Here is a 19,990-nt window from a genome sequence, read left to right as displayed (position 1 = left end):
CCGTGCTCAGAACCGGTAGCTGCCGCTCAGATAGAAGAAGCGTCCACGCGGATCGGTGTAGCTCGGGTCGTAGCCGGAGATGAAGAAATACGCCTGGTTGGAGAAAGGTGGCGCGGTGTCGAACAGGTTCTTCACGCCTGCCCGCAAGGACAGCGCCTTCGTCGCCTCCCAGCCGCCCGAGAGATCCCACAGCGAATAGGCCTTGACCTTGTTCTTGGCCACCACCGTGCCGGTGTCGGTATCGATGGCCGAGTTCTGGTCGGTATAGCCGCTGTAGAAGGTGTTGGCCAGGTTCAGGCTCCAGTCGCCGCGCGACCAGTCCAGATTCAGTCGATGCCGCCAGCGCTGCACCACGCCGTCGGTGACAAAGCGGCCGAGGTTGCTGATGTAGGCGTCGCCGTCCCCGGTCTGGCGCTTGGAGCTGAGGGTCCAGGTGCCCACCAGCTTCGCGGAGAAGCGGCCCCAGTCGGTGGCGCCGGAGCGCAGCTGCATCGTCAGGTCCAGGCCCGAGGTCTTCTCGCGGCCGCGATTTTCCTTGCGCAGCTCGATGAAGCAGATGCTGGAGTCAGTGGGGTCGTAGTCGCAGCCGGCCAGGCCTTCATCCTCGTTGTAGCGGTGCACCAGCGGCTCGTATTTGTCCAGGTTGGACAGGATGACGTCGTCGCCGATGGTGCTGATCAGGTTGCGCTTCTGGATGTTCCAGTAATCCACGCCCAGGCTGAGGTAGGGCGAAGGATCGGTCAGCACGCCGAGGCTGAACTGGCGCGATTTCTCCGGCTTGAGCTTCGGATTGGAGAAGGTGTGCGTCTCCCAGGCGTCCGCGCAGAAGCTGAGGTCGTTGTCGTTTTCGGCCATGCAGACGGGGTCCGGCAGGATGGACGTGAACGTGACCTTGGTGGGACGGTAGAGGTCGTCCATCGACGGCGCGCGAAAGCCGGTGCCGACGGAGGCACGCAGGGTCAGGTCGGGCGCCGGGGCCCAGCGCAGACCGAGCTTGGGATTGGTGGTGGCGCCGATGCGCTGGTAGCGGTCGTGACGCAGCGAGAACTGCGCCTCCCAGCCCTTGGCAAAGGGCGCCAGCAGTTCTCCGTAGGCCGCCCAGACCTTTCGGGAATTGTTGGTGAACTGCGAGTCGCCGGGGGAGCTGTCGCCCAGGATGTTGTCCGACATCAGCAGGTCGCTGGCGGACGATGCGGAGCGCTCACGGCGGAATTCGCCGCCCAGCGCAATGGCCAGATCGCCGCCTTCCAGTCTCGTCAGGGACCGGGTGATCTTGGCATCCAGCGAATCCATCACGCCGCGGGCGCGACGGACTTCCTGATCGATGTTGATCGACTTCAGCAGCGCCAGGCCTTCGGCGCTGGACGGGCCGAAGGGGTTCAACAGTCCGTCGGCGAAGGCCTGCAGGGTCTGGTCTTCGGGGAAGTAGCCTCGCACGTCCCGGTCGGAGACGCGGTTGACGCTGTGGTTGTAGCCCCAGTCGTAGTCCCAGCCAGCCACCGTGCCGGTCATGCCGACGACCACCCGGGTGCCGGTGCTGGTCAGCTGACTGGCGCGGTTGCCGGCCTCGATCATCCGAGTGCGGACTTCGATGGTGCGGTCGTCCGGCAGCGCGTCCCCCAGGCCGGTGGCGGCCAGGGCGGGGATCTTGTCGACGTCCAGCTCGGCATCGATGCGGTTGCTGGTGCCGACGTACCAGCTGCGCGCGCGGCTGTAGGCGTATTCGACAAAGGCTTGGTGGTTGTCGTTGATCTTGAAGACGCCGCGCCCGAGGAAGCCGGTTTTTTCGGTCTTCGGATAGAGCTCCAGATCCCGCATGTAGTCGTAGGTGCAGGCGTCTTCGCCGCCCACGCCACCGGGCAGATACAGGGTGTGCGGCGGCTGGCAGGTGGGGGCGCTGAGGTTGATGGTGCGGTTGACGATGGGTTTGCCGTTGATGGCAAAGCCGACGGACTGGAGATAGTCGCGCTGGTCGCCGCTCAGGCGGATGTTGCCGGGGTAGGTCACGCCGGAGAGCAGATGGGGCAGGCGCTCCGGAATCTTCAGGTCGCCGATGAAGTCCCGCTGCGAGGTGCGCAGCGCGTCGGTGCGCTGGAAGTCGAGCACACCGAACAGGTTGAAGCCGTTCGCGCCGACGTCGCCATAACCGGCGGAGACGGTGCCGGTGCGCTTGCCCGCGCCGCCTTCGCCGGAGAAGCCGCCGTAGGCATCCAGTTGCACGCCCTGGAAGTCCTTGCGGGTGATGAAGTTGACGACACCGCCGATGGCGTCCGTGCCGTAGAGTGCGGAGGCGCCGTCCAGCAGCACTTCCACGCGTTCGATGGCGGCGGCGGGGATGTTGTTCAGGTCCACGCCCTGGTCGTCGCCCGGGGAGGCGAAGTTGGCCATGCGGCGTCCGTTGAGCAGCACCAGGGTGGAAGAGGTGCCCAGGCCGCGCAGGTTGGCCGAGTTCATGCCCATCTGGTCCTTGAAGCCGCCGGTGCCGATGCTCACGCCGTCGGTCAGGCCCTTGCTGGCGGCGGAGACCGTGGCCAGCAGCTCGGCAGCGGTGGTGACGCCGGCCTTGGTGATGTCCTGACGGGTCAGCACCTGGACGGGCAGGGCGCCTTGATCGGCGATGCGCTTGATGGCCGAGCCGGTCACCTCGACCCGTTCGAGCTTGCGCGGCGGTGCATCAGGATCGGCAGCGGTGGCCTGCGCCAGGACGGCCAGGGGCGTTAGCAAGGAGAGGGTGACGGTCAGGCCCAGTGACGCGGCGAGACGATGGGGCGCTGGGCGGCGGAAGTGGGCCCAGGACGGGGTACGCTGCGAGCCGTTCGCGCGCGTCGTGATGTTGTTCATGTCATTCTTCCCTGCGAAGCCTCTGAGGCATGGGACTCAGTCTAGAAAGGCGTGACCTTCCAGCAAACTGGGAGACATACGGTCAGTCGCGTGGAAACAACTGGTGTACGTTTGCTGACAGAAGGGGGATGGGACGATGTCCCTGAATGAGGTGGAGCAGCGGACGGCTGCAATTCGTGAGGCGCAGGTGGCGATTTCATGCCTGTTCCTGGATACGGAACTGGCCAAGGGGGATCTGGCTGCCTTGGCGCGGGTGCTGAAGTCGACGGGGCTGCCGCCGGCGGAGCTGCAGCGGATCTATGAGACCGAAGTGGCGCCGGCCTGCTGGCGGAACTTGTGGGCGGTGCCGGGCGGTGTGTGGGATGGATTTGAGGAGGAGTGGCTGATGAGCGCGATCGAGCGGCATCGGCTGCGCGGGGCGCCGCCCAGAAGCCTCTTTCAGCGACTGCGCATCCGCTTGTGGACCTCCCGCACGCGGGAAGAGTGGGCGAGAGTGATGCAGATTTGTGCGGGGTGATCACTCTTGACCGGCATGATTTGCACACGCAACCATTTGATGTCATTGGGGTTTTCTGACTTTGCGGCCTGATGCTGATACGATGCGGAAATGGGTTCGAAGATGAAGCTCACCGACCGCATGCGCCAGTCCATCCGGCGGCGTTCGGGTCCGGTCGTGCTGCGTTCCGACCTCGCCCCGCTGGGGAGTCCATCGCAAGTGTCTGAAGCGCTGCGAGCGCTTCAGCAGGACGGTGAACTCATCCGCCTGGGGCTCGGCGTCTATGCCAAAGCGCATCGGGATGAAGCCACGAGAGAGGTGGTGCCGGTGGTGGACAGCCAGACCTTGGGGCATGAAGTGGCTCGCAAACTCAATGCGCAAGTGACTGACGCCGCGGATGGCACGGTCGTGCTGGATACCGGCGAGCGGCGGATGTCCCGCAAGCTGTCGCTGGGTGAGCAACCGGTCCGCTACATCAACAATCGCAGTCGTCGTGGCGCCCAGCCAGTTCAAGGGCATCCCGCAGAGCCAGTGGCATGGCCGACTGCCAATGTCGAAACTTATGTCCGCTCGCTCGCCAGACGTCATGGGGTGGACTACAAGGCGACTCCGGCGGACCATTGGGCCGAGACCATCACCCGTCTGGCCGGTGATGAAGTGCGTTCGGGTCCGGTGCAGGATTTGTTGGTCGCTTTGAAGCGTGCGGGCAAACTGAGCAAGGCTGACATGGCCAGTCTGCTGGTCAATTACCTACGAGAGCGCAAGCAGGGTGTTTGATCCGTTCAGAGACTTTGCAACGGCCGGCTATCTTCGGAACAGGTTTGCAGAGAAGGATTCGAAGATCGTCCAGGAGCTTGAGCACCAGATGTTTCGAGCCAGCCTGGAGGAGGCCATTACCCATCTTTCAAGACGGCGAGGTGCCTTGCGCTACGAAGACTTTCTTGCCGTCCACCGCATTCTCTTCGAGGGCTTTTATCCATGGGCCGGCGAAGATCGCGCGACCACAGCGCCCGACATTGCAGTGACAAAAGCGGGAACCTGGTTTTGCCATCCGGCTCACGCCAGGCTCGCGGTACAGGAAGGTCTGCGGATCGGAAACGACAGGCGCTTGATGCGGCAGCGTCCCGGCGAGGTCACGGGTCTGTTCGCTTATGGGCATCCGTTTCTCGATGGCAATGGCCGCACGATGCTGGTGGTTCACACCGAGCTGTGTCACCGTGCCGGCTTTTGCATCGAATGGCATCGGACCAGCAAGTCTGCGTACCTCACTGCGTTGAGCGATGAGATCGCGACGCCGGGCAAAGGCATCCTGGACAACTATCTCCTGCCATTTGTAGGTGAAGGATTGCACCGGCAAGTCTGGGGCGGGATGCTGAACGGGTTGCCTGGCCTCGACGGCCAGGGCCCGGACCATGCTGTAGCTGGGAACTACGCTAACGCGGAAGTGTCTGATCAATATCGGGAGTTTGAGCGGCGGCGGGACTACCGGATCGGGCGTTGAGTCTGGATTCAGCGAAAATCGGGCATTCCGCCTGGCCCACCTGGCGCCGGGCCCGTCACGCCGGACAGCCATCGTCCGGCGCATTGGATTCTCATGAATGTAGAAGTCACGCAAGCCCGCGTCGGTGGGCTGTCTCCCTGGCGTTTGTCGGTCGCTCCCATGCTCGATTGGACCGACCGCCATTGCCGCTACTTCCACCGGCTGCTGACGCGCCACACGCTGCTCTACACCGAGATGGTGACCACCGGCGCGCTGCTGCACGGCGACCAGCCGCGGCATCTGGACTTCAGCGAGCAGGAGCACCCGGTCGCCCTGCAGCTCGGCGGTTCCGAGCCGGCCGACCTGGCGGCGTGCGCCAAACTGGCCCAGCAATGGGGCTATGACGAGGTCAATCTGAACTGCGGCTGCCCCAGTGAGCGGGTGCAGCGCGGCGCCTTCGGGGCCTGCCTGATGGCCGAGCCGAATCTGGTGGCTGATGGCGTCAAGGCGATGAAGGATGCGGTGAGCATCCCGGTGACGGTCAAGCACCGCATTGGCATCGACAAGATCGAGAGCTACGACTTCGTCCGGGACTTCGTAGGCACCATCGCCGACGCCGGCTGCGAGGTCTTCATCGTGCACGCCCGCAATGCCTGGCTCCAGGGCCTGTCGCCCAAGGAAAACCGCGACATTCCGCCGCTGCGTTATGAACTGGTGCACCGGCTGAAGCAGGAGTTCCCCGCGCTGACGATTGCCATCAATGGCGGCATCAAGACCGACGATCAGATTGAAGAGCAATTGGCGCATGTGGATGGCGTGATGGTGGGTCGTCAGGCCTATCACGAGCCGTGGCAGATGGCCGCTTGGGATCAGCGCTTCTTTGGTGCACAGGCTGCGCCGGTACAGACCCGCGAGGAAGTGGAAGCGCAGTGGCTGGTCTATCTGGAACAGCAAGTGGCGCAAGGCCGCCCGTGGTCGCAGGCGATGCGACATGCGCTGGGACTGTGGAACGGCCTGCCGGGCGCGCGGCGCTGGCGCCAGGTGTGGTCGGACCACCGGCTGAAGCAGTTGCCGGTGCGTGAGGTGGCCCGTCAGGCGACCGAGGCGCGTGAGACCGCTGCGGAGATTGCGCGGCAGCATCCGGCGTTTCAGGCGCTGTAAGCGGGCGCGACGCCATGACCTGCATGCTCCGAGCCAGCGGGGTCGCCTTCGACGTGGACGACTTCGTCGCGGCATCCCCGCTCGTGATTCATTCAAGCTGGCGCCGCGGCGAGAAGAAGTTTCGCGGGAGCGCACAGGAAGCGCGGATGTCTTCCTCGGGCATTCGCGTCATCGCGAGTGCCGCCGACTTCGACGAAGTCACGCAGCAACTGAGCGATGCGGTGCAGTTTCTGGCGGCTAACCTCGAGGCGATTCAGCGCCTTTCGTCGTTCCCCGGCGTCGAGGAGGTGTTGCTTGATTTTGGCGTGGCGATTCACCCGCCAGGGTGGGCCTCGTTCACCTTTCCCGTCGAGCTGCTCAAGCTCGCCGCCGAGGCCAGGGTGGCGGTCGCTGTGTCGGTGTATCCCAGCGACGAGGCGCAGATCGTCGAGCCTTGAATCGGCTTGGCTGAAAAAAACGGGGCCTTCGGGCCCCGTCGTCTCTTCCGATCACCGCAGCTACACGGCGTCAGCCGCTCAATCCCAAGGCGCCGCTTCCGTCGCCAGATCCGCGTCCATGGCGGGCGTGCGGTGCTCGGCAACGCCCTCAGCACCATCCGCCGCTGACTTCGGCGCATGCTCCGCCGCAATCTTGGCCGACTGCCCGATGAAGTCCAGCTCCCCGCCCAGGCCTTCCACCAGATCCGGGATCAGCTGGCTCAGTTCGCCCGTGGCCAGCGCCGCATCCACATCAAAGGCTTCGTCCTTCGCCGGCTTGTCACGGCCGTCAAACACGATGTCCAGGAACTTGATGCCCTTGACCTGCAGCGTGTCGGTCAGGGTGAAAGACACCCGTTCCTTCCACGTCAGCGCCAGGCGCGTCGGCATCTTGCCGCTGGTCAGATGGGCCTTGACCTCATCGGTGTCCAGGTTGTGCCGCGCATAACGCACGGCCGCCTTCATCTCGTCCGCCGCCTTGAGTTCGCAGTCACGGTCGATCACGAAGTCCTTGGGCGGCATTCCGTCCATCAGCCATGCCGCCATGCAGGCCGCCGGCGATTCAGCGCTTTGCAGCAGGTGCAGGTTGATTGAGCTGTCGGCCTTCACCAGCAGCGTGATCAGCTCGTCCGCCTTGCCGATGGAGCCAGCGTCCACCATCAACAGATGCTGCTTCGGCGAGATCCACACCCGCAGATGCGATTGCAGCGTGAAGGCGCGCGGCAGCAGTTCCAGCTCCACCTGCTCCTTCATGTCGCGCTGCTGCTTCTTGCCGGGGCGGCGGCCGGTTTCCTGCTCGATCTTCTCGGCCAGCTCTTCCACATGCTCGCGCACCACCGAACCGGGCAGCACACGCTTTTCCAGGCGCAGGCTCAGCAGCCAGTGGTCCTCGATTTCTTCCAGCAGACGGGCGCCGGGCTCGCCGCGCGGCGGCACCCAGCCAGCCGACAGCGCCTGCGTGGCGCCGCAGGGCGTGAAGCGTTCCTCCTCCAGCGCGTCTTCCAGCTTCTCGGCGTTGGGCTGCCAGTCATTGGCGATGCGATAAATGATCAGGTTCTTGAACATGGACGGAACTACAGATGCACAAAAACAAAAGGGCCCACGCGGACAGCGTGGGCCCCGGCGAAACGTCCGTGTATTGTCTCAGGTCTGGGCAGACCCCCGCAGGCGGATCATCCCCCTTGCGTCACGGTCAGGCTTGGGTTGAGCCTTCTTCGGCCATCTCCTGCATCACCTGACGCAGCGCCTGCTCGAAGGCCTCCGGCGGCTGGCCGCCCGAGATCAGGTACTTTTCGTTCAGGATCACCGCCGGCACCGAGCTGATGCCGCGGTCCTGCCACAGCGATTCCGCTTCCCGCACATCGTCCGCAAAGTCGCCGCCGTCAAACACGCGTGCGGCTTCCGCCCGGTCCAGGCCGATGCCCGCCACGGTGTCCAGCAGCACCTCCCGGTCGCCCGGGTTCTTGCCGCTGGTGTGATAGGCGGTCAGCAGGGCGAGTTTCAGGTCCCGCTGCGCCTGGGCGGACTGCAGTCCGGCCCAATGGATCAGCCGGTGCGCATCGAAGGTGTTCCAGATGCGGCTGCGGGCGCCTTCGGTGAAGGTGAAGCCCACGGCGGCGCCCCGGTCGCGCAGGTGCTGGCGGATCTGCTGCCGCTGCTCGTTGGTGGAGCGGTACTTGCGGGTCAGGTGTTCCTCGATGTCCTCGCCTTCGGGCGGCATCTTCGGATTCAGCTCGAAGGGCTGGAAGTGAAGGTCCGCCTTCACCTCCGGCAGACGCGCCAGCGCGGTCTCCAGGGACTTGAGGCCGACCGCGCACCAGGGGCAGGCCACGTCGGAAACGAAATCGATGCGCACAGGCGCGGGGTGGAGGGTGTCAGTCATGCATCCACTCTAGCGGCAGGCTCAAGTCAATGCACGGTCACTGGGCTTTGCCAGGTAGAACCATTCGTTGCCCGGCTCGGCCTTGCTATTGGGAAAAACGATGCGGCCCCCCGCCGGCGCCAGCACCGGCGTGCCATCCGCACGGGTGCCGATGCGCTCGCCTTCGGCCACGGCGTCGAAGCTGGCCCAGGGGCGTTCGAAGCGGTCATCCGCATGCTCCCGGTCGATGACTTCATACAGCTGCAGCAGTTCCACCGGGCGCTTCGGATCGGCTGCCTGCACGCCGGCACTGCCCGCGGCGACCATGCCCAGCAGCATCAGGGTCCGCAGGATGGCATTGAATGCCACCTCGGGGCCGTTCGGATCTTCATGCTGCCCGCATTCCAGCGTGATGCCGTAGCCGCCCTGGCTGCGCATGTATTCGGTGGTGCCGACGCCATAGTGCGGATCCTGCTGCAGGGCCATGCGGCGGGTGCCGTCACTGGCCTTGTCAGCGCGGCGCTTCAGGCCCAGGGCGTAGGTGGACAGCCAGCCCTCGACGATGCGGCCGGTGCCGACAGCCAGCGCCAGGGCGCTCTCCGCCGCCTGGTGGCGGAAGGGCTCCAGGTCGCCATTGTTGTCGCGCGGGCCCAGCATCGCAAAGGCGGGGCCGGGGTTGTTGAAGCTGTGCAGGTCCAGCAGGACGTCGCTGGCCGCCAGCCACGGGCAGAGCTGGTTGGCGATGCGGTCCTCGAAATCCTGCGGGATCGGGGTGGGGCGCAGGTTGCGGTTGAGGTTGCGATCGCCTTCGCGGCGCTTCAGCCGGTGGGCCAGCGGATTGACGATGGGGATCATCGTCAGCGCGCCCTGCAGGAGGGTGAGGCTGCCTTCGTCCAGCAGACGCATGACCCGTTCGATGGCGCCAACGCCGGCCACTTCATTGCCATGCACCGCGGCGCTGACCAGCAGGCGCGGCCCGGGCTTCAAGCCGGCGAACTGGTGGATGCGCAGGTGGGTGGGGGCGGTGGACTGGGTCATGGCGTGAGGGGTTGGGGGCGGTCGTGCGCTAGTGCGGAAATGCGGAAATGCGTCAATGCGATAGACGGTAGCGCCGCTGTGCGCTGTTTGAAAGCGTCAAGGGACGGCAGCGGCGCGATCCGGGGCCAGTATGCCGCCACCGCATCCGCCCCGGCTTTAGTGAGTGGACAACAAGGCCTCCGCGTCGAGCGGCTCCTCGCAGGACACCATGCGAGGCGGCAGATCGGCTTGAGGCTCGCCGTCCACCCATCGTGAGAGTCGGTAGAGCGTCGCAAAACCGAACGGCGGCGGCGTCTCTCCGGGGCCGGCGAGCAGTTCGCCACCCCGACGCACGTTGTCCGCCATCCAGGCTGGCAGCCGGAGGTGATACGGATTGCGGGCGATCTCCCCATGGTGGCAGGACAGGGCGCGCACCAGCCGGGCCGTGTCCGTGACGCCCGTCTCCACGAGCAGGTTGGGAGCGGCCTGGGTGGCCCAGAACTCTGTCCAGGCAACGACCGTATTGATCCTTGCCTGGGCCAATGCCTCGCTCACCAGCGCATGCACGCCGATGTGGGTGGGGATGCCATCACCCGCGTGCGGCACCAGCACCAGCGCCGGCTTCACGGTGCGCAGCAGGCCGGCCACCTGGGAGACCTGCTCCTGCCACAGCGGCGTGCGGGCGGCAGCCGCTTCGGGCTTGACCTGCTCGAAGCCTTCGTCGGAGAGCAGGTGCAGACCGAAACCGAGCACGTCGCAAGCGGCCTGGAGTTCCGCCAGGCGTTCCGCGCGGCGTTCCTGTCGGCTCCCCAGGGTGACGGCCACGTTGGTGACCTGCCAGCCTGCCTCTTTGTGCAGGCGCAGCGGCAGCGCTCCGACGATGCATTCGTCGTCGGGGTGGGGGGCGAAGATCAGGGCATGGGGCGGAGATGGGAGCGTGTCCGCCTTGGGCGCATCGGGCTGGTGCTGCCGCGCCTCTGGCTGCGGCGTCTCTGATATCTCTGATAGACGCGTCAACGCCTCAACAGCATGGCGCAAGACGGGACCACTGACGGCACCGGTACCAGCTGGACCCGAAAAATCGCCTGTGGAGGCCCTCATGCTCAAGCCCCGTGGCGGCTGCTGAAGGACCTCGCACCAGCTTTCCACCCAAGCCTCCCAGTCGGACGAGGGGCTGGAGCTGGTCAAAGTGCGATCAAAGGCAGGCATGGAAGCAGAGTCACAGGGCGAACGGCGGAGCGCCAGAGGCCAAATGGTATTACATTGGTAGTAAGCCTAGCGCAGTTTCCGGCGTTTTTGCGGTCGCTCCTCGACCACTTGTATTGCTTTTTGGAGCTTGCCCATAAGGCCGGGGGCCCGCGCCATGTCACCTCGCTCAGTCGCTCAGTGGCCACCCGTCCGTACCGCCCCGCGCTGCGGCCATGTGGCCAGCACCACCCCGCCCAGCGCCAGCCCATACGCCAGCGCCTGCAGGCCGGACATCCTCTCATTGAGGAAGATTACCCCGATGAGCGCCGTCGAGATCGGCAGGAACACCATGAACACCCCGGCCTTGGGCGCGCTGACATGTCGCAGCCCCTGCATCCACAGCCATACCGTCACCATGCTGGCGGCCACGGCGTAGAAGAGCAGCAGACCCCAGTGCTTCAGATCCACGCCGGCAAAGTCGAAGTCCAGGGCCTGCCAGAGCCCCAGCGGCGTCACCAGTGCCAAGCCCCACAGGTTGATCAGCGCACTGATCCGCTTGGCCGACAGCGCCTGCGTCAGCTGCTTGCCAATCACCACGTAACTGCCTTCGCACAGCACCGCGCCCAGCAGCAGCAGGGCGCCCCAGCCGCTTTGCTGCGCGCTGCCCTCCTGCTGATGCAGGGCGACCATCGCAATGCCGGACACCGCCAGCGCAATGCCGGCCAGCACCCGTCCGCCGATGCGCTCCCGCAGGAACAGGAACGAGAGCAAAGCCACCGCCGCCGGAATGCCGGCCATGATCACCCCCGCCACCACGGCGGAGCTCTGCCGCACGCCGAACAGCAGGCAGATTGAAAACAGGAAGTTGCCGAAGAAGGACTCCAGGAACAGCAGGCCCTTGGTGCGCCGGGACAACGGGGCTTCCCCCGGCGTCTTCACCAGCCACGGGGCCATGATCACAGCGGCCATGCCAAAGCGCAGCCACGCCAGCAGAAACACCGGGAAGACCGCCACCAGCAGCTTGGACAAACCGACATAACTGCCGATCAGGCTGGTGCTGGCGGCCAGGCAGCCGTAGGCCAGCCAGGGCACCGCGTGGGCGCGTGCGTGGGCATCACCAGGGGTGGCGGCGGCGGAAGTGGGACTGGAGCTAGGCATGGCGGCCGCCATCATGCCTGACGGCGGAGTCGGTCCCGTCAAGCCAGCCGCCGCAGAGCGGTGCGAATGGCCTCGACCATCCGGCTGAGGTCTTCCGCGCTGGCGATCAGCGGGGGGGACAGCGCAATGATGTCGCCCGTGGTTCTCACCAGAACGCCTTGCTCCCAGCAGTCGAGGAAGACGCTAAAGGCCCGCTTCGTCGGCTCGCCCGGCCGCGGCGTCAGTTCAACACCGCCCACCAGGCCGAAATTGCGCACGTCGATCACATGCGGCTCGCCCCGCAGCGAATGCAGCGCTTCGGCGAAGTGACCGCCGATGTGGCTGGCGCGGGTGAGCAACTGGTCGTCCGCATAGGTGTCCAGCGTCGCCAGACCGGCCGCGCAGGCCAGCGGATGTGCCGAATAGGTGTAGCCGTGGAACAGCTCGATCAGATGGGCCGGCCCCTGCATGAAGGTGTCGTGGATGGACTGCCGCGCAAAAACGGCCCCCATCGGCACGCAGCCGTTGGTCAGGCCCTTCGCCACCGTCATCAGGTCGGGCGTCACACCAAACGTCTGCGCGGCGAAGGGCTGGCCGGTGCGCCCGAACCCGGTGATCACCTCATCGAAGATCAGCAGGATGCCGTGTTTGTCGCAGAACTCCCGCAGCCGCTTCAAATAGCCCTGCGGCGGCAGCAGCACACCGGCGGACCCGGCGATCGGCTCGACGATCACCGCAGCGATGGTGGAGGCGTCATGCAAAGCGACCAGCCGTTCCAGATCGTCCGCCAGTTCCGCGCCGTGGGCCGGCAGACCGACGCTGAAGGCATTGCGCTGGATGTCCAGCGTATGGCGGATGTGATCGACGCCGGCCAGCAAGGTGCCGAACATCTTCCGGTTGGCCACCATGCCGCCGACCGACATGCCGCCGAAGTTCACGCCGTGATAGCCGCGTTCGCGACCGATCAGCCGCGTCCGCTGGCCTTCGCCCCGGGCGCGGTGATAGGCCAGGGCGATCTTGAGGGCGGTCTCCACCGCTTCCGAGCCGGAGTTGGTGAAGAAGACCCGGTTCAGGCCTTCGGGCGTGATCTCGGTGAGCCGCGATGCGAGCTCGAAGGCCTTGGGATGGCCCATCTGGAAGGGCGGCGCGAAGTCCAGCTCGGCTGCCTGGGTTTGGATGGCCTGCACGATGCGCGGCCGGTTGTGGCCCGCGTTGACGCACCACAGGCCGGCGATGCCGTCCAGCACCTGGCGGCCCTGGTCGTCGGTGAAGTACATGCCGTCGGCACGGGTGAGGAGGCGCGGGGATTCCTTGAACTGCCGGTTGGCGGTGAAGGGCATCCAGTAGGCGTCCATATCGGTGGTCGCAGGCGAGTTTGCGGCGGTGTGGGCGTCGGTCATGGGCAATCCTTGCGAGATTCAGGGAGTCTAGAGAACGACCGGCGCAATCGGGAAGCGTTGTGCTGTCGGGCAAACCCGGGCTGGCGCAATTTCCTGCGGCGCCATCCACTGAATCCAGCAGAAAATGCGGCACATGAGCATCCCGCCCACATTGGATTCGATCGACCGTGCCATTCTGGCCGCTTTGCAGCAGGACGCGCGCCTCTCCAATCAGGCGCTGGCCCAGCAGATCCACCTGTCTCCGTCGGCCTGCCTGCGCCGGGTCAAACGGCTGGAGGACGAAGGGGTGATCGACCGCGTGGTGGCCCTGCTGAATCCGAAGGCCATCGGCAAGCCGGGCACGAGCTACACCATCATCAATGTGGAGCGCATGACGCCGACGGCGCTGGCCGAATTCGAGCAGGCGGTCAAGGACTCGCCCGACATCCTGGACTGCTTCTACGTGGCCGGCAGCAACGACTACCTGCTGCGGTTTGCCTACCGGGATGCGGAAGACCTGGAACGGGTGCACACCCAGGTGCTGATGCAACTGCCGGGCGTGGCCCGCGCCAATTCGATGCTGGTGCTGCGGACGGTGAAGCGCAGTACGGCGTTTCCGCTTGAGTGAGTGGCCGGGGCGGGGTCAGGTCTGCGCCGTCCATGGGCCGGGCCGTGCTCGGTCTGTGCGCAGCGCGTGGTCAGTTTGTCTTGAGGCCCTCTCGAGACCGTCTCGGGGCCGTCTTGCGTGCGCCCTCATGCGGCCCGTGGCCGCAGGATCCGGAGCATGGGCAGCAATTGAATCAGCAGCATCGCGCCCAGGATCAGCCCGCAGCCCAGCAAGCCCGCCGCGGACAGGCGGTCACCCATCAGCACATACCCAAAGCCGGCGGTGAAGAGCGTTTCCGACGACAGGATGATGGCGGCATCGGCGGCATGCGCATACCGCTGGGCCACGACCTGCGCGGTGAAGGCCACGCCCACGGACAGCACCCCCGTGTAGAGCAGCGGCGCTGCGGCGGCCTGGACGGCCTCCCAGCTCCAGGGCTCGTTGACCAGCCCCCAGGTCAGACCCAGCAGGCCACACAGCAGGAACTGTCCGCCGGCCACCGTGTACGGGGAGTTCATCCGGTCCGCGACCACGCCGATGAGCAGCACATGCAGCGCCCAGGGCAGGGCGGAAGCGACGACCCAGGCGTCTCCCAGGCCAATCTTCAATTCATGCGCCCCCGACAGCAGAAAGGCGCCCACCAGGCAGGCCAGCGCGCCCGGCCAGACGGACCAGTGCGGCCAGTGCCGCAGCAGCAGCCAGCCCAGCAGCGGCACCAGCGGCACATACAGCGCGGTCAGGAAGCCGGCGTTGGTGACGGTGGTGTGCTGGATGCCAATCTGCTGCAGCGCGGCGCCGAGGGTGAGCAGCAGCCCCAGTCCGGCGATCTTGCCGCCGTCCGAGGCGGTCAAGGTTCGGGCGCCGGGGGCTCGGCGCTCACGCAGGATCAGCGGCAACACCACCAGCGCCCCGATGAGGAAACGGATGCCGGTGAACATCATCGGCCCCATCACTTCCATCGCGCGGGACTGGGCGACGAAAGCGGAGGCCCAGATCACGGCGACCAGGGTGAGCAGCAGGTTGGCTTGGATGCGGGACATGGGAACAACGGATCTCGGGGCAGGGATCACCCGCCAGGTCGGTGCACGCGCGGCGCTTTTGAACCGGGGGAGGGCGCGACGCCGCTGGCGTCAAGACCGGCGATCATGCCTCAGCTGCTGAGGTAGGCGATTTCCTCATCGCTGAAGCCAGCCTCGCTGCGGGCCTGGACGTTGAAGGGCGGTCGCAGCCGCGGAGCTTCGAACTGTTCCACCAGGCGGGGATACAGCGCCACCGGGTCGAGTCCGCGTTCCCGGCACAGATGCCGATACCAGCGGTTCCCGATGCGCACATGGCCAACCTCATCTCGCAGGATGATGTCCAGGATCTCGACCGCCCGGTGGTCGCCCGCGCGGCCCAGCTTGGCCTGCAGCGGTGGGGTGGCATCCAGCCCGCGCGCTTCCAGGGTGCGTGGGACCAGCGCCATGCGGGCCAGCACATCGCCTTCGGTGCGGCGCGCCATCGACCAGAGCCCGTCATGGGCGTCGAAGTCGCCGTAACGCCGGCCGAGGGTGCGCAGATGCTTGTCCAGCAGGCTGAAATGGAGTGCTTCCTCGGCCGCCACCAGCAGCCAGTCGGCGTAGAAGTCGGTCGGCATGCCGGGAAAGCGCCAGACCGCATCCAGTGCCAGATTGATGGCGTTGAACTCAATATGGGCGATGGCATGCAGCAACGCCGCCCGGCCTTCGATGGTGAACGGCGAGCGGGACGGCACCTGCAGCACGGACATCAACCGCGGCCGCTCGGGTCGCCCGGGCAGCGCCGCGTCGGGCGTGAGGAGGGCGTCCGGGTCCAGAGAGAGGGTGTCGCGTTGATCGTAGAGCGCGCGGGCGGCGGCGGCCTTCTCATCCGGATCCGGGATCAGAAGGACCTGCAAGGCGCGGGTGCGGAGTTCCATCCTTAGAATTATCGCTTTTGCGTCGGCTGCGGCCGGCCACCGACCGGGAGCACGTCACATGGCTGTCTATCAATTGGGCGAACACAGGCCCGAGCTGGGGGAGGCCGTCTGGGTGGCCGAGAGCGCGCAGGTCATCGGCCGGGTGACGCTGGGCGACCGCGTCAGCATCTGGTTCAACGCGGTGCTGCGCGGTGATAGCGACCACCTCACCATCGGCGCCGGCTCCAACATCCAGGATGGCAGCGTGCTGCATGCCGATGCCGGCATGCCGCTGGTGCTGGGGCAGAACGTGACCGTCGGCCATCAGGTGATGCTGCATGGCTGCACGGTGGGGGACAACTCCCTCATCGGTATTGGTGCGGTGGTCTTGAATGGTGCACGTATCGGCCGCAACTGTCTGGTGGGCGCGGGCTCGCTGGTGACCGAAGGGAAGGAATTCCCGGACGGCAGCCTGATCATGGGCAGCCCGGCCAAGGTGGTGCGCGAACTGACACCCGAACAGATCCAGGGCCTGGCGCTAAGTGCCGCGCATTACGTGCGCAACGGCCAGCGTTATGCCGACTCCCTGACTCGAATCGACTGAAGGATATCCATGAGCGAACTGCACAAGTTCCTGTTTGAAGGCCTGCCGGTGCGCGGCATGCTGGTGCGGCTGGACAGCAGCTGGAAAGAGCTGCTGAGCCGGCGCAAGGAGCCGCTGCCGTCGGCCGTGCGCGACCTGGTGGGCCAAATGGCTGCGGCCGGGGTGCTGATGCAGGCCAACATCAAGTTCAGCGGGGCGCTGATCTTCCAGGTGATGGGCGACGGTCCGCTGAAGCTGGCGGTGGCGGAGGTGCAGCCGGACATGAGCTTCCGCGCCACCGCCAAGACGCGCGACGACGTGCCGGACGATGCCACCTTGCAGCAGATGCTCAATGCGCATGGACAGGGCCGCTGCGCCATCACGCTGGACCCGAAGGACCGCTTGCCCGGGCAGCAGCCGTATCAGGGCCTGGTGTCGCTGGTGGGGCCGGAAGGCGAGCCGCTGAACAAGCTGTCGGACGTGCTGCAGCACTACATGCGGCAGTCGGAGCAGCTCGACAGCACGCTGGTGCTGGCCGCCAATGACCAGAGGGCGGCGGGGCTGCTGATTCAGCGTCTGCCGATCGAGGGTGAGGGCAACCTGGAAGCGGGTGCGAGTTCGGGTGTGGAGCGGGAGCTGATGGAAGATGCGTACAACCGCATCAGCATGCTGGCCGCGACGCTGACGAATGAAGAACTGCTGACGCTGGACAGCGACACCATTCTGCGCCGCCTGTTCTGGGAAGAGAACGTGCGCCGCTTCGAGCCGCAGACGCCGCACTTTGCGTGCACTTGCTCCCGCGAGCGGGTGGGCCGGATGCTGCTGGGCCTGGGCCGCAAGGAAGTGGACGAGATCCTGGCGGAACTGGGCGGCGTGGAGATCGGGTGCGAGTTCTGCGGCAACCACTACAAGTTCGATGCCGTGGATGTCGGCGAGCTGTTCACCGATCCGCAGAAGCAGGCGCCTGGGAGCGAGCAGATTCAGTAGACGCTGCTCTGAGGTTCAGTTCTCGTCACGGAACCGGCCAAAACCGGTGTTGACGGGCATGGACCGCTCCATGGCTCTGGCCGCCTGCTGGAACACGGGGTTCTGCATGTGTTCGAGACTGGTCGCGACCGATGAGGGAGCACGGTCGGCGCGCTTCAAAACAGCTGAGCCGGCTGTCTTGGCGGCGTCCATCAGGCGACTGAGAAATGCCAGTTCCACAGACCGCTTGCCGGGTTCCGCAGACAGCGGATCCGGCTGGCGTTCGGTCGGAGATGAATCCCAGGGCTGAGGCATGGCGTGACTCATGTTGATAAGACCTTGAATGTTTTGAGGATACACGACAACCTTAGCGAAGGTCATCCTGGCGGGCTGCAAAGGCTTTGGCGTCCTCCGGCCCGAAGTAGAAAAGCCGGCCGTCGTCTTTGCGATGCGGAAATCGGAAAAAGCGCGAAAGCCGGGAGCGCCGTTTGAGCCCCTCCCGCTCGTAGCGGGCCGCCAGTGCGTCGCTCTCCTTAGTGGTGTGACCCAGGGCCGCGTGCAGGCCGATCCGTCCCTCCAGGCCGTGTGACAGCGACACCTGCACGGCCACATCGAGCAAGGGCGGCAAGGTGGAGAACCGATCTCGAATGCCGAAATGGTTGAGGGCGGTTGCGGGAGTGGCGGCTAGAAACCACAGGAACACACAACGCTGGTGATGCGCCGCGGGCCATGGATAGGGGAGGCTGACCAATGCCTGCGCAATGGGCACTGCGTTTCCGGTAGCGTCAGACACTCGGACCTGGAACGCGAGCGCCTGTCGCCCCAGGGTCTGCTCGGACACATGGCACCCGAGGTAGAGCGCTGGCCAATCCCACTGGCTTCCAATGACGCGCGTCTGCGCCACGAACGGAATGTGGATGTGGCGGTGCCAAGCGACCACATCCGCAAAGCTGCATGGGACGACCTCTGCCTCCACCGTCCGCGACGTGTTGGCAACTCTGACCTTGGTGATGAGGCTCATCTTCCGGACGGCATGATCTAGGTCCGGAGCAGTTTAGAGAGCGTGGACGGTGCGCCTTGAAACCTCCAGCGTCAAACGGACCCCGCTCTGAGTTTTGACAAAAACTCAGTCCTCTCGCCCGCCCCGATCCACGCGTACCACCCGGTCGAGCGCGGTGGGAGCGACTGGCGTGCTGCCATGACTCTTGAAGTAGGCTTCCAGCGCCTGCACGTCATCCGGCCCCACCAGCACCTGCTGACCCTTGGACAGCGTCGGGAAGCCGTCGCCGCCCGACTGCAGGAAGCTGTTCACCACCACCCGCAGGCGCTGCTGCGGCAGGATCGGCTGGCCATTCAAGGTCAGGCTGCCGGGAACGATGCGTTGGCCCTGCGGGCGGCGCTTGTCCCACTCATATCGCAGGCCTTGCGACACCTGCAGCGGCATGAAGCGGTCGTCCTTGTCCTGCCACTGCTCCTCCAGCGCCTGCTGCAACTGGGCGCCGGTGTACTCCATCAGCACCAGCGTGTTGCTGAAGGGCAGGGCGGCGAACAGGTCGCCAAACGTCACCACACCATCTGGCCGACGGACGATGCTGGTGCGCACGCCGCCAATGTTGGTCACGGCGAGCTGCGCGCCACCGGCTTGCGGCGCACGCATCGCCGCCAGCATCGAATCCGCCACCGCCTGGCCGACGGTGCTGCCGCCACCGGCGTTCCGGTCGTCGCCTTCCTTGCTGAGTGTGCGGGCGAGGAAGCCCACCGGACGGTCGATCAGCGGGCCGGCCAGCGTCTGGTAGGACGCAATCAGCGCCGTCTGGCGCGGATCCTTGGCCGTCTCCGGACGAACGATCAGGTTGTCGGCGCGGGCTTCGGTCAGGCGGCCGGTCGCGCGGTCCAGGGTCAGGTCAATCTCGCTGATCAAGGTGCCGTACTTGTCCCCGCTGGTGACCAGGCGGCCGTCAATGCGGCAGTTGTACGCCCGATGGGTGTGGCCGGACACCACCAGACCCACATGCGGATCCAGCTTCTTCACGATGTCCACGATCGGCCCCGAGATCCCCGGGCATTCGTTGTAGCCGCCCACCGGCACGCCGCCTTCGTGGATCAGCACAACCACCGTCTGCACACCCTGGCGAACCAGTTCCGGCACCAGGCGGTTCACCGTCTCGGCCTCATCCTGGAAGGACAGGCCCCGCACGCCGCTGGGGCTGACCAGCTCCGGGGTGCCCTTGAGGGTCAGGCCGATGAACCCAACCGGCACGCCGTCAAAGCGCTTGATGCTGTAGGCCGGCAGCACGGTCTTGCCGGTGGCGGTGTCAACGGTGCTGGCCGCCAGGTATTGGTACTTGGCGCCGGTGAAGGGTGTCGGGCCCTTGCAGCCGTCCTTGGGATGGCAGCCGCCCTGCTGCTTGCGCAGCAGCTCCGGCAGGCCCTGGTCGAATTCATGGTTGCCGACGGCGGACAGGTCCAGCCCCATCAGGCCCAGCGACTCGATCGTCGGCTCGTCATGGAACAAGGCGGACAACAACGGGCTGGCCCCCACCAGATCACCAGCGGCGACAAACACATGGTTGGGATTCTTGGCCTTGAGCTGTTCCACCATCGTGGCCAGTCGTTCCGCGCCGCCGGCCTGAATGGTGATCAGCTTGTCCGACTGGGACGGATCCTTGATGCGGATGCCGCCGGGAGACGGCAGCAAGTTGCCATGGAAGTCATTGATGGCCAGCACCTTCACCGACACGCTGGAACGGGACGCCGACGATGCATCCGTCGCAGGTCCCTGCGCCGACGGCACGGAGGACATCGAGCCGCACGCGGCCAGCAGAACGGCACCAAGGGTGGCCGGCAACACCGGCAGCAGGCGGGAGAGTCGAGCGATCATCA

General features: G+C 65.8%; 20 protein-coding genes. 8 read left to right on the top strand and 12 right to left on the bottom strand.

Features of this window, described 5'->3' with window-relative positions; genetic code table 11:
* Positions 1 to 6: 6 nt before the first annotated feature.
* Positions 7 to 2,841, bottom strand: a complete 2,835-nt coding sequence (locus tag FHS28_RS04130) for a TonB-dependent receptor (RefSeq protein ID WP_088448960.1) — start codon at positions 2,839 to 2,841, stop codon at positions 7 to 9.
* Between the two features lie 136 nt (positions 2,842 to 2,977).
* Between FHS28_RS04130 and FHS28_RS04125 the strand changes: the two genes are divergently transcribed.
* The 5 genes from FHS28_RS04125 (at position 2,978) to FHS28_RS04105 (ending at position 6,415) form a co-directional block, all read left to right on the top strand.
* The gene (locus FHS28_RS04125) at positions 2,978 to 3,358 is read left to right on the top strand and encodes a DUF7079 family protein (protein WP_088448961.1); all 381 of its coding nucleotides are present in this window, start codon (positions 2,978 to 2,980) and stop codon (positions 3,356 to 3,358) included.
* 90 nt (positions 3,359 to 3,448) lie between these two features.
* Entirely contained in the window at positions 3,449 to 4,114 is a 666-nt protein-coding gene (locus tag FHS28_RS23840) for a hypothetical protein (RefSeq protein ID WP_221193702.1), read from the top strand.
* On the top strand, positions 4,107 to 4,838 hold the full coding sequence (locus FHS28_RS04115; RefSeq protein WP_088448962.1) for a Fic/DOC family protein: 732 nt from the start codon (positions 4,107 to 4,109) through the stop codon (positions 4,836 to 4,838). Before FHS28_RS23840 ends, FHS28_RS04115 begins: the two co-directional genes overlap by 8 nt.
* Before the next feature lie 93 nt (positions 4,839 to 4,931).
* Entirely contained in the window at positions 4,932 to 5,978 is a 1,047-nt protein-coding gene (dusA, locus tag FHS28_RS04110) for a tRNA dihydrouridine(20/20a) synthase DusA (protein ID WP_088448963.1), read from the top strand.
* 14 nt (positions 5,979 to 5,992) lie between these two features.
* Positions 5,993 to 6,415, top strand: a complete 423-nt coding sequence (locus tag FHS28_RS04105) for a hypothetical protein (protein ID WP_088448964.1) — start codon at positions 5,993 to 5,995, stop codon at positions 6,413 to 6,415.
* A 78-nt stretch (positions 6,416 to 6,493) separates the two neighbouring features.
* Here the strand turns inward: FHS28_RS04105 and FHS28_RS04100 are convergent, their stop codons facing one another.
* The 6 genes from FHS28_RS04100 to aptA all read right to left on the bottom strand — a co-directional run bounded on the left by FHS28_RS04100 (position 6,494) and on the right by aptA (position 13,057).
* Positions 6,494 to 7,519: a recombination-associated protein RdgC gene (locus FHS28_RS04100; protein WP_088448965.1), complete on the bottom strand. Its 1,026-nt coding sequence runs from the start codon at positions 7,517 to 7,519 to the stop codon at positions 6,494 to 6,496.
* Positions 7,520 to 7,646: 127 nt separating this feature from the next.
* A complete protein-coding gene (locus FHS28_RS04095; RefSeq protein ID WP_088448966.1) occupies positions 7,647 to 8,336 on the bottom strand; it encodes a DsbA family oxidoreductase in 690 nt (229 codons plus the stop codon).
* Positions 8,337 to 8,357: 21 nt separating this feature from the next.
* Complete coding sequence (locus FHS28_RS04090) at positions 8,358 to 9,353, bottom strand: succinylglutamate desuccinylase/aspartoacylase family protein (protein ID WP_088448967.1); 996 nt, start codon at positions 9,351 to 9,353, stop codon at positions 8,358 to 8,360.
* A gap of 156 nt (positions 9,354 to 9,509) precedes the next feature.
* Entirely contained in the window at positions 9,510 to 10,349 is an 840-nt protein-coding gene (locus FHS28_RS04085; RefSeq protein WP_221193700.1) for a PIG-L deacetylase family protein, read from the bottom strand.
* Positions 10,350 to 10,715: 366 nt separating this feature from the next.
* Positions 10,716 to 11,678 (bottom strand): DMT family transporter, encoded by a 963-nt coding sequence (locus tag FHS28_RS04080; RefSeq protein WP_088449703.1) that lies wholly within the window; start codon positions 11,676 to 11,678, stop codon positions 10,716 to 10,718.
* Between the two features lie 38 nt (positions 11,679 to 11,716).
* The gene (gene aptA, locus FHS28_RS04075; protein ID WP_088448969.1) at positions 11,717 to 13,057 is read right to left on the bottom strand and encodes an omega-aminotransferase AptA; all 1,341 of its coding nucleotides are present in this window, start codon (positions 13,055 to 13,057) and stop codon (positions 11,717 to 11,719) included.
* Positions 13,058 to 13,190: 133 nt separating this feature from the next.
* On the opposite strand from aptA, the gene FHS28_RS04070 reads away from it, so the two are divergent.
* On the top strand, positions 13,191 to 13,664 hold the full coding sequence (locus tag FHS28_RS04070; RefSeq protein WP_088448970.1) for an Lrp/AsnC family transcriptional regulator: 474 nt from the start codon (positions 13,191 to 13,193) through the stop codon (positions 13,662 to 13,664).
* A 125-nt stretch (positions 13,665 to 13,789) separates the two neighbouring features.
* On the opposite strand, the gene FHS28_RS04065 is transcribed toward FHS28_RS04070, so the two are convergent.
* Entirely contained in the window at positions 13,790 to 14,683 is an 894-nt protein-coding gene (locus FHS28_RS04065; RefSeq protein ID WP_088448971.1) for a DMT family transporter, read from the bottom strand.
* 110 nt (positions 14,684 to 14,793) lie between these two features.
* Entirely contained in the window at positions 14,794 to 15,579 is a 786-nt protein-coding gene (locus FHS28_RS04060) for a ferritin-like domain-containing protein (protein ID WP_088448972.1), read from the bottom strand.
* 58 nt (positions 15,580 to 15,637) lie between these two features.
* On the opposite strand from FHS28_RS04060, the gene FHS28_RS04055 reads away from it, so the two are divergent.
* The gene (locus FHS28_RS04055) at positions 15,638 to 16,162 is read left to right on the top strand and encodes a gamma carbonic anhydrase family protein (protein ID WP_088448973.1); all 525 of its coding nucleotides are present in this window, start codon (positions 15,638 to 15,640) and stop codon (positions 16,160 to 16,162) included.
* A 9-nt stretch (positions 16,163 to 16,171) separates the two neighbouring features.
* Positions 16,172 to 17,128 carry an Hsp33 family molecular chaperone HslO gene (gene hslO / locus FHS28_RS04050; protein ID WP_088448974.1) on the top strand — a complete coding sequence of 319 codons (957 nt, stop codon included), beginning with the start codon at positions 16,172 to 16,174 and terminating at the stop codon, positions 17,126 to 17,128.
* Positions 17,129 to 17,143: 15 nt separating this feature from the next.
* Here hslO and FHS28_RS04045 read toward each other — a convergent pair whose 3' ends face one another.
* From FHS28_RS04045 to FHS28_RS04035, 3 genes are all read right to left on the bottom strand, one after another.
* Positions 17,144 to 17,488, bottom strand: coding sequence for a hypothetical protein (locus FHS28_RS04045; RefSeq protein WP_184294119.1), 345 nt, complete (start codon positions 17,486 to 17,488; stop codon positions 17,144 to 17,146).
* Positions 17,475 to 18,128, bottom strand: coding sequence for a hypothetical protein (locus tag FHS28_RS04040; protein ID WP_088448976.1), 654 nt, complete (start codon positions 18,126 to 18,128; stop codon positions 17,475 to 17,477). Before FHS28_RS04040 ends, FHS28_RS04045 begins: the two co-directional genes overlap by 14 nt.
* A gap of 105 nt (positions 18,129 to 18,233) precedes the next feature.
* Positions 18,234 to 19,988: a bifunctional metallophosphatase/5'-nucleotidase gene (locus tag FHS28_RS04035; protein ID WP_246409472.1), complete on the bottom strand. Its 1,755-nt coding sequence runs from the start codon at positions 19,986 to 19,988 to the stop codon at positions 18,234 to 18,236.
* Positions 19,989 to 19,990 lie beyond the last annotated feature (2 nt).

Source organism: Roseateles terrae, from assembly GCF_014192155.1.
In the GTDB taxonomy this organism is placed as follows: Bacteria; Pseudomonadota; Gammaproteobacteria; order Burkholderiales; family Burkholderiaceae_C; genus Roseateles; species Roseateles terrae.
This window is presented reverse-complemented; position numbering and strand designations above follow the sequence as displayed.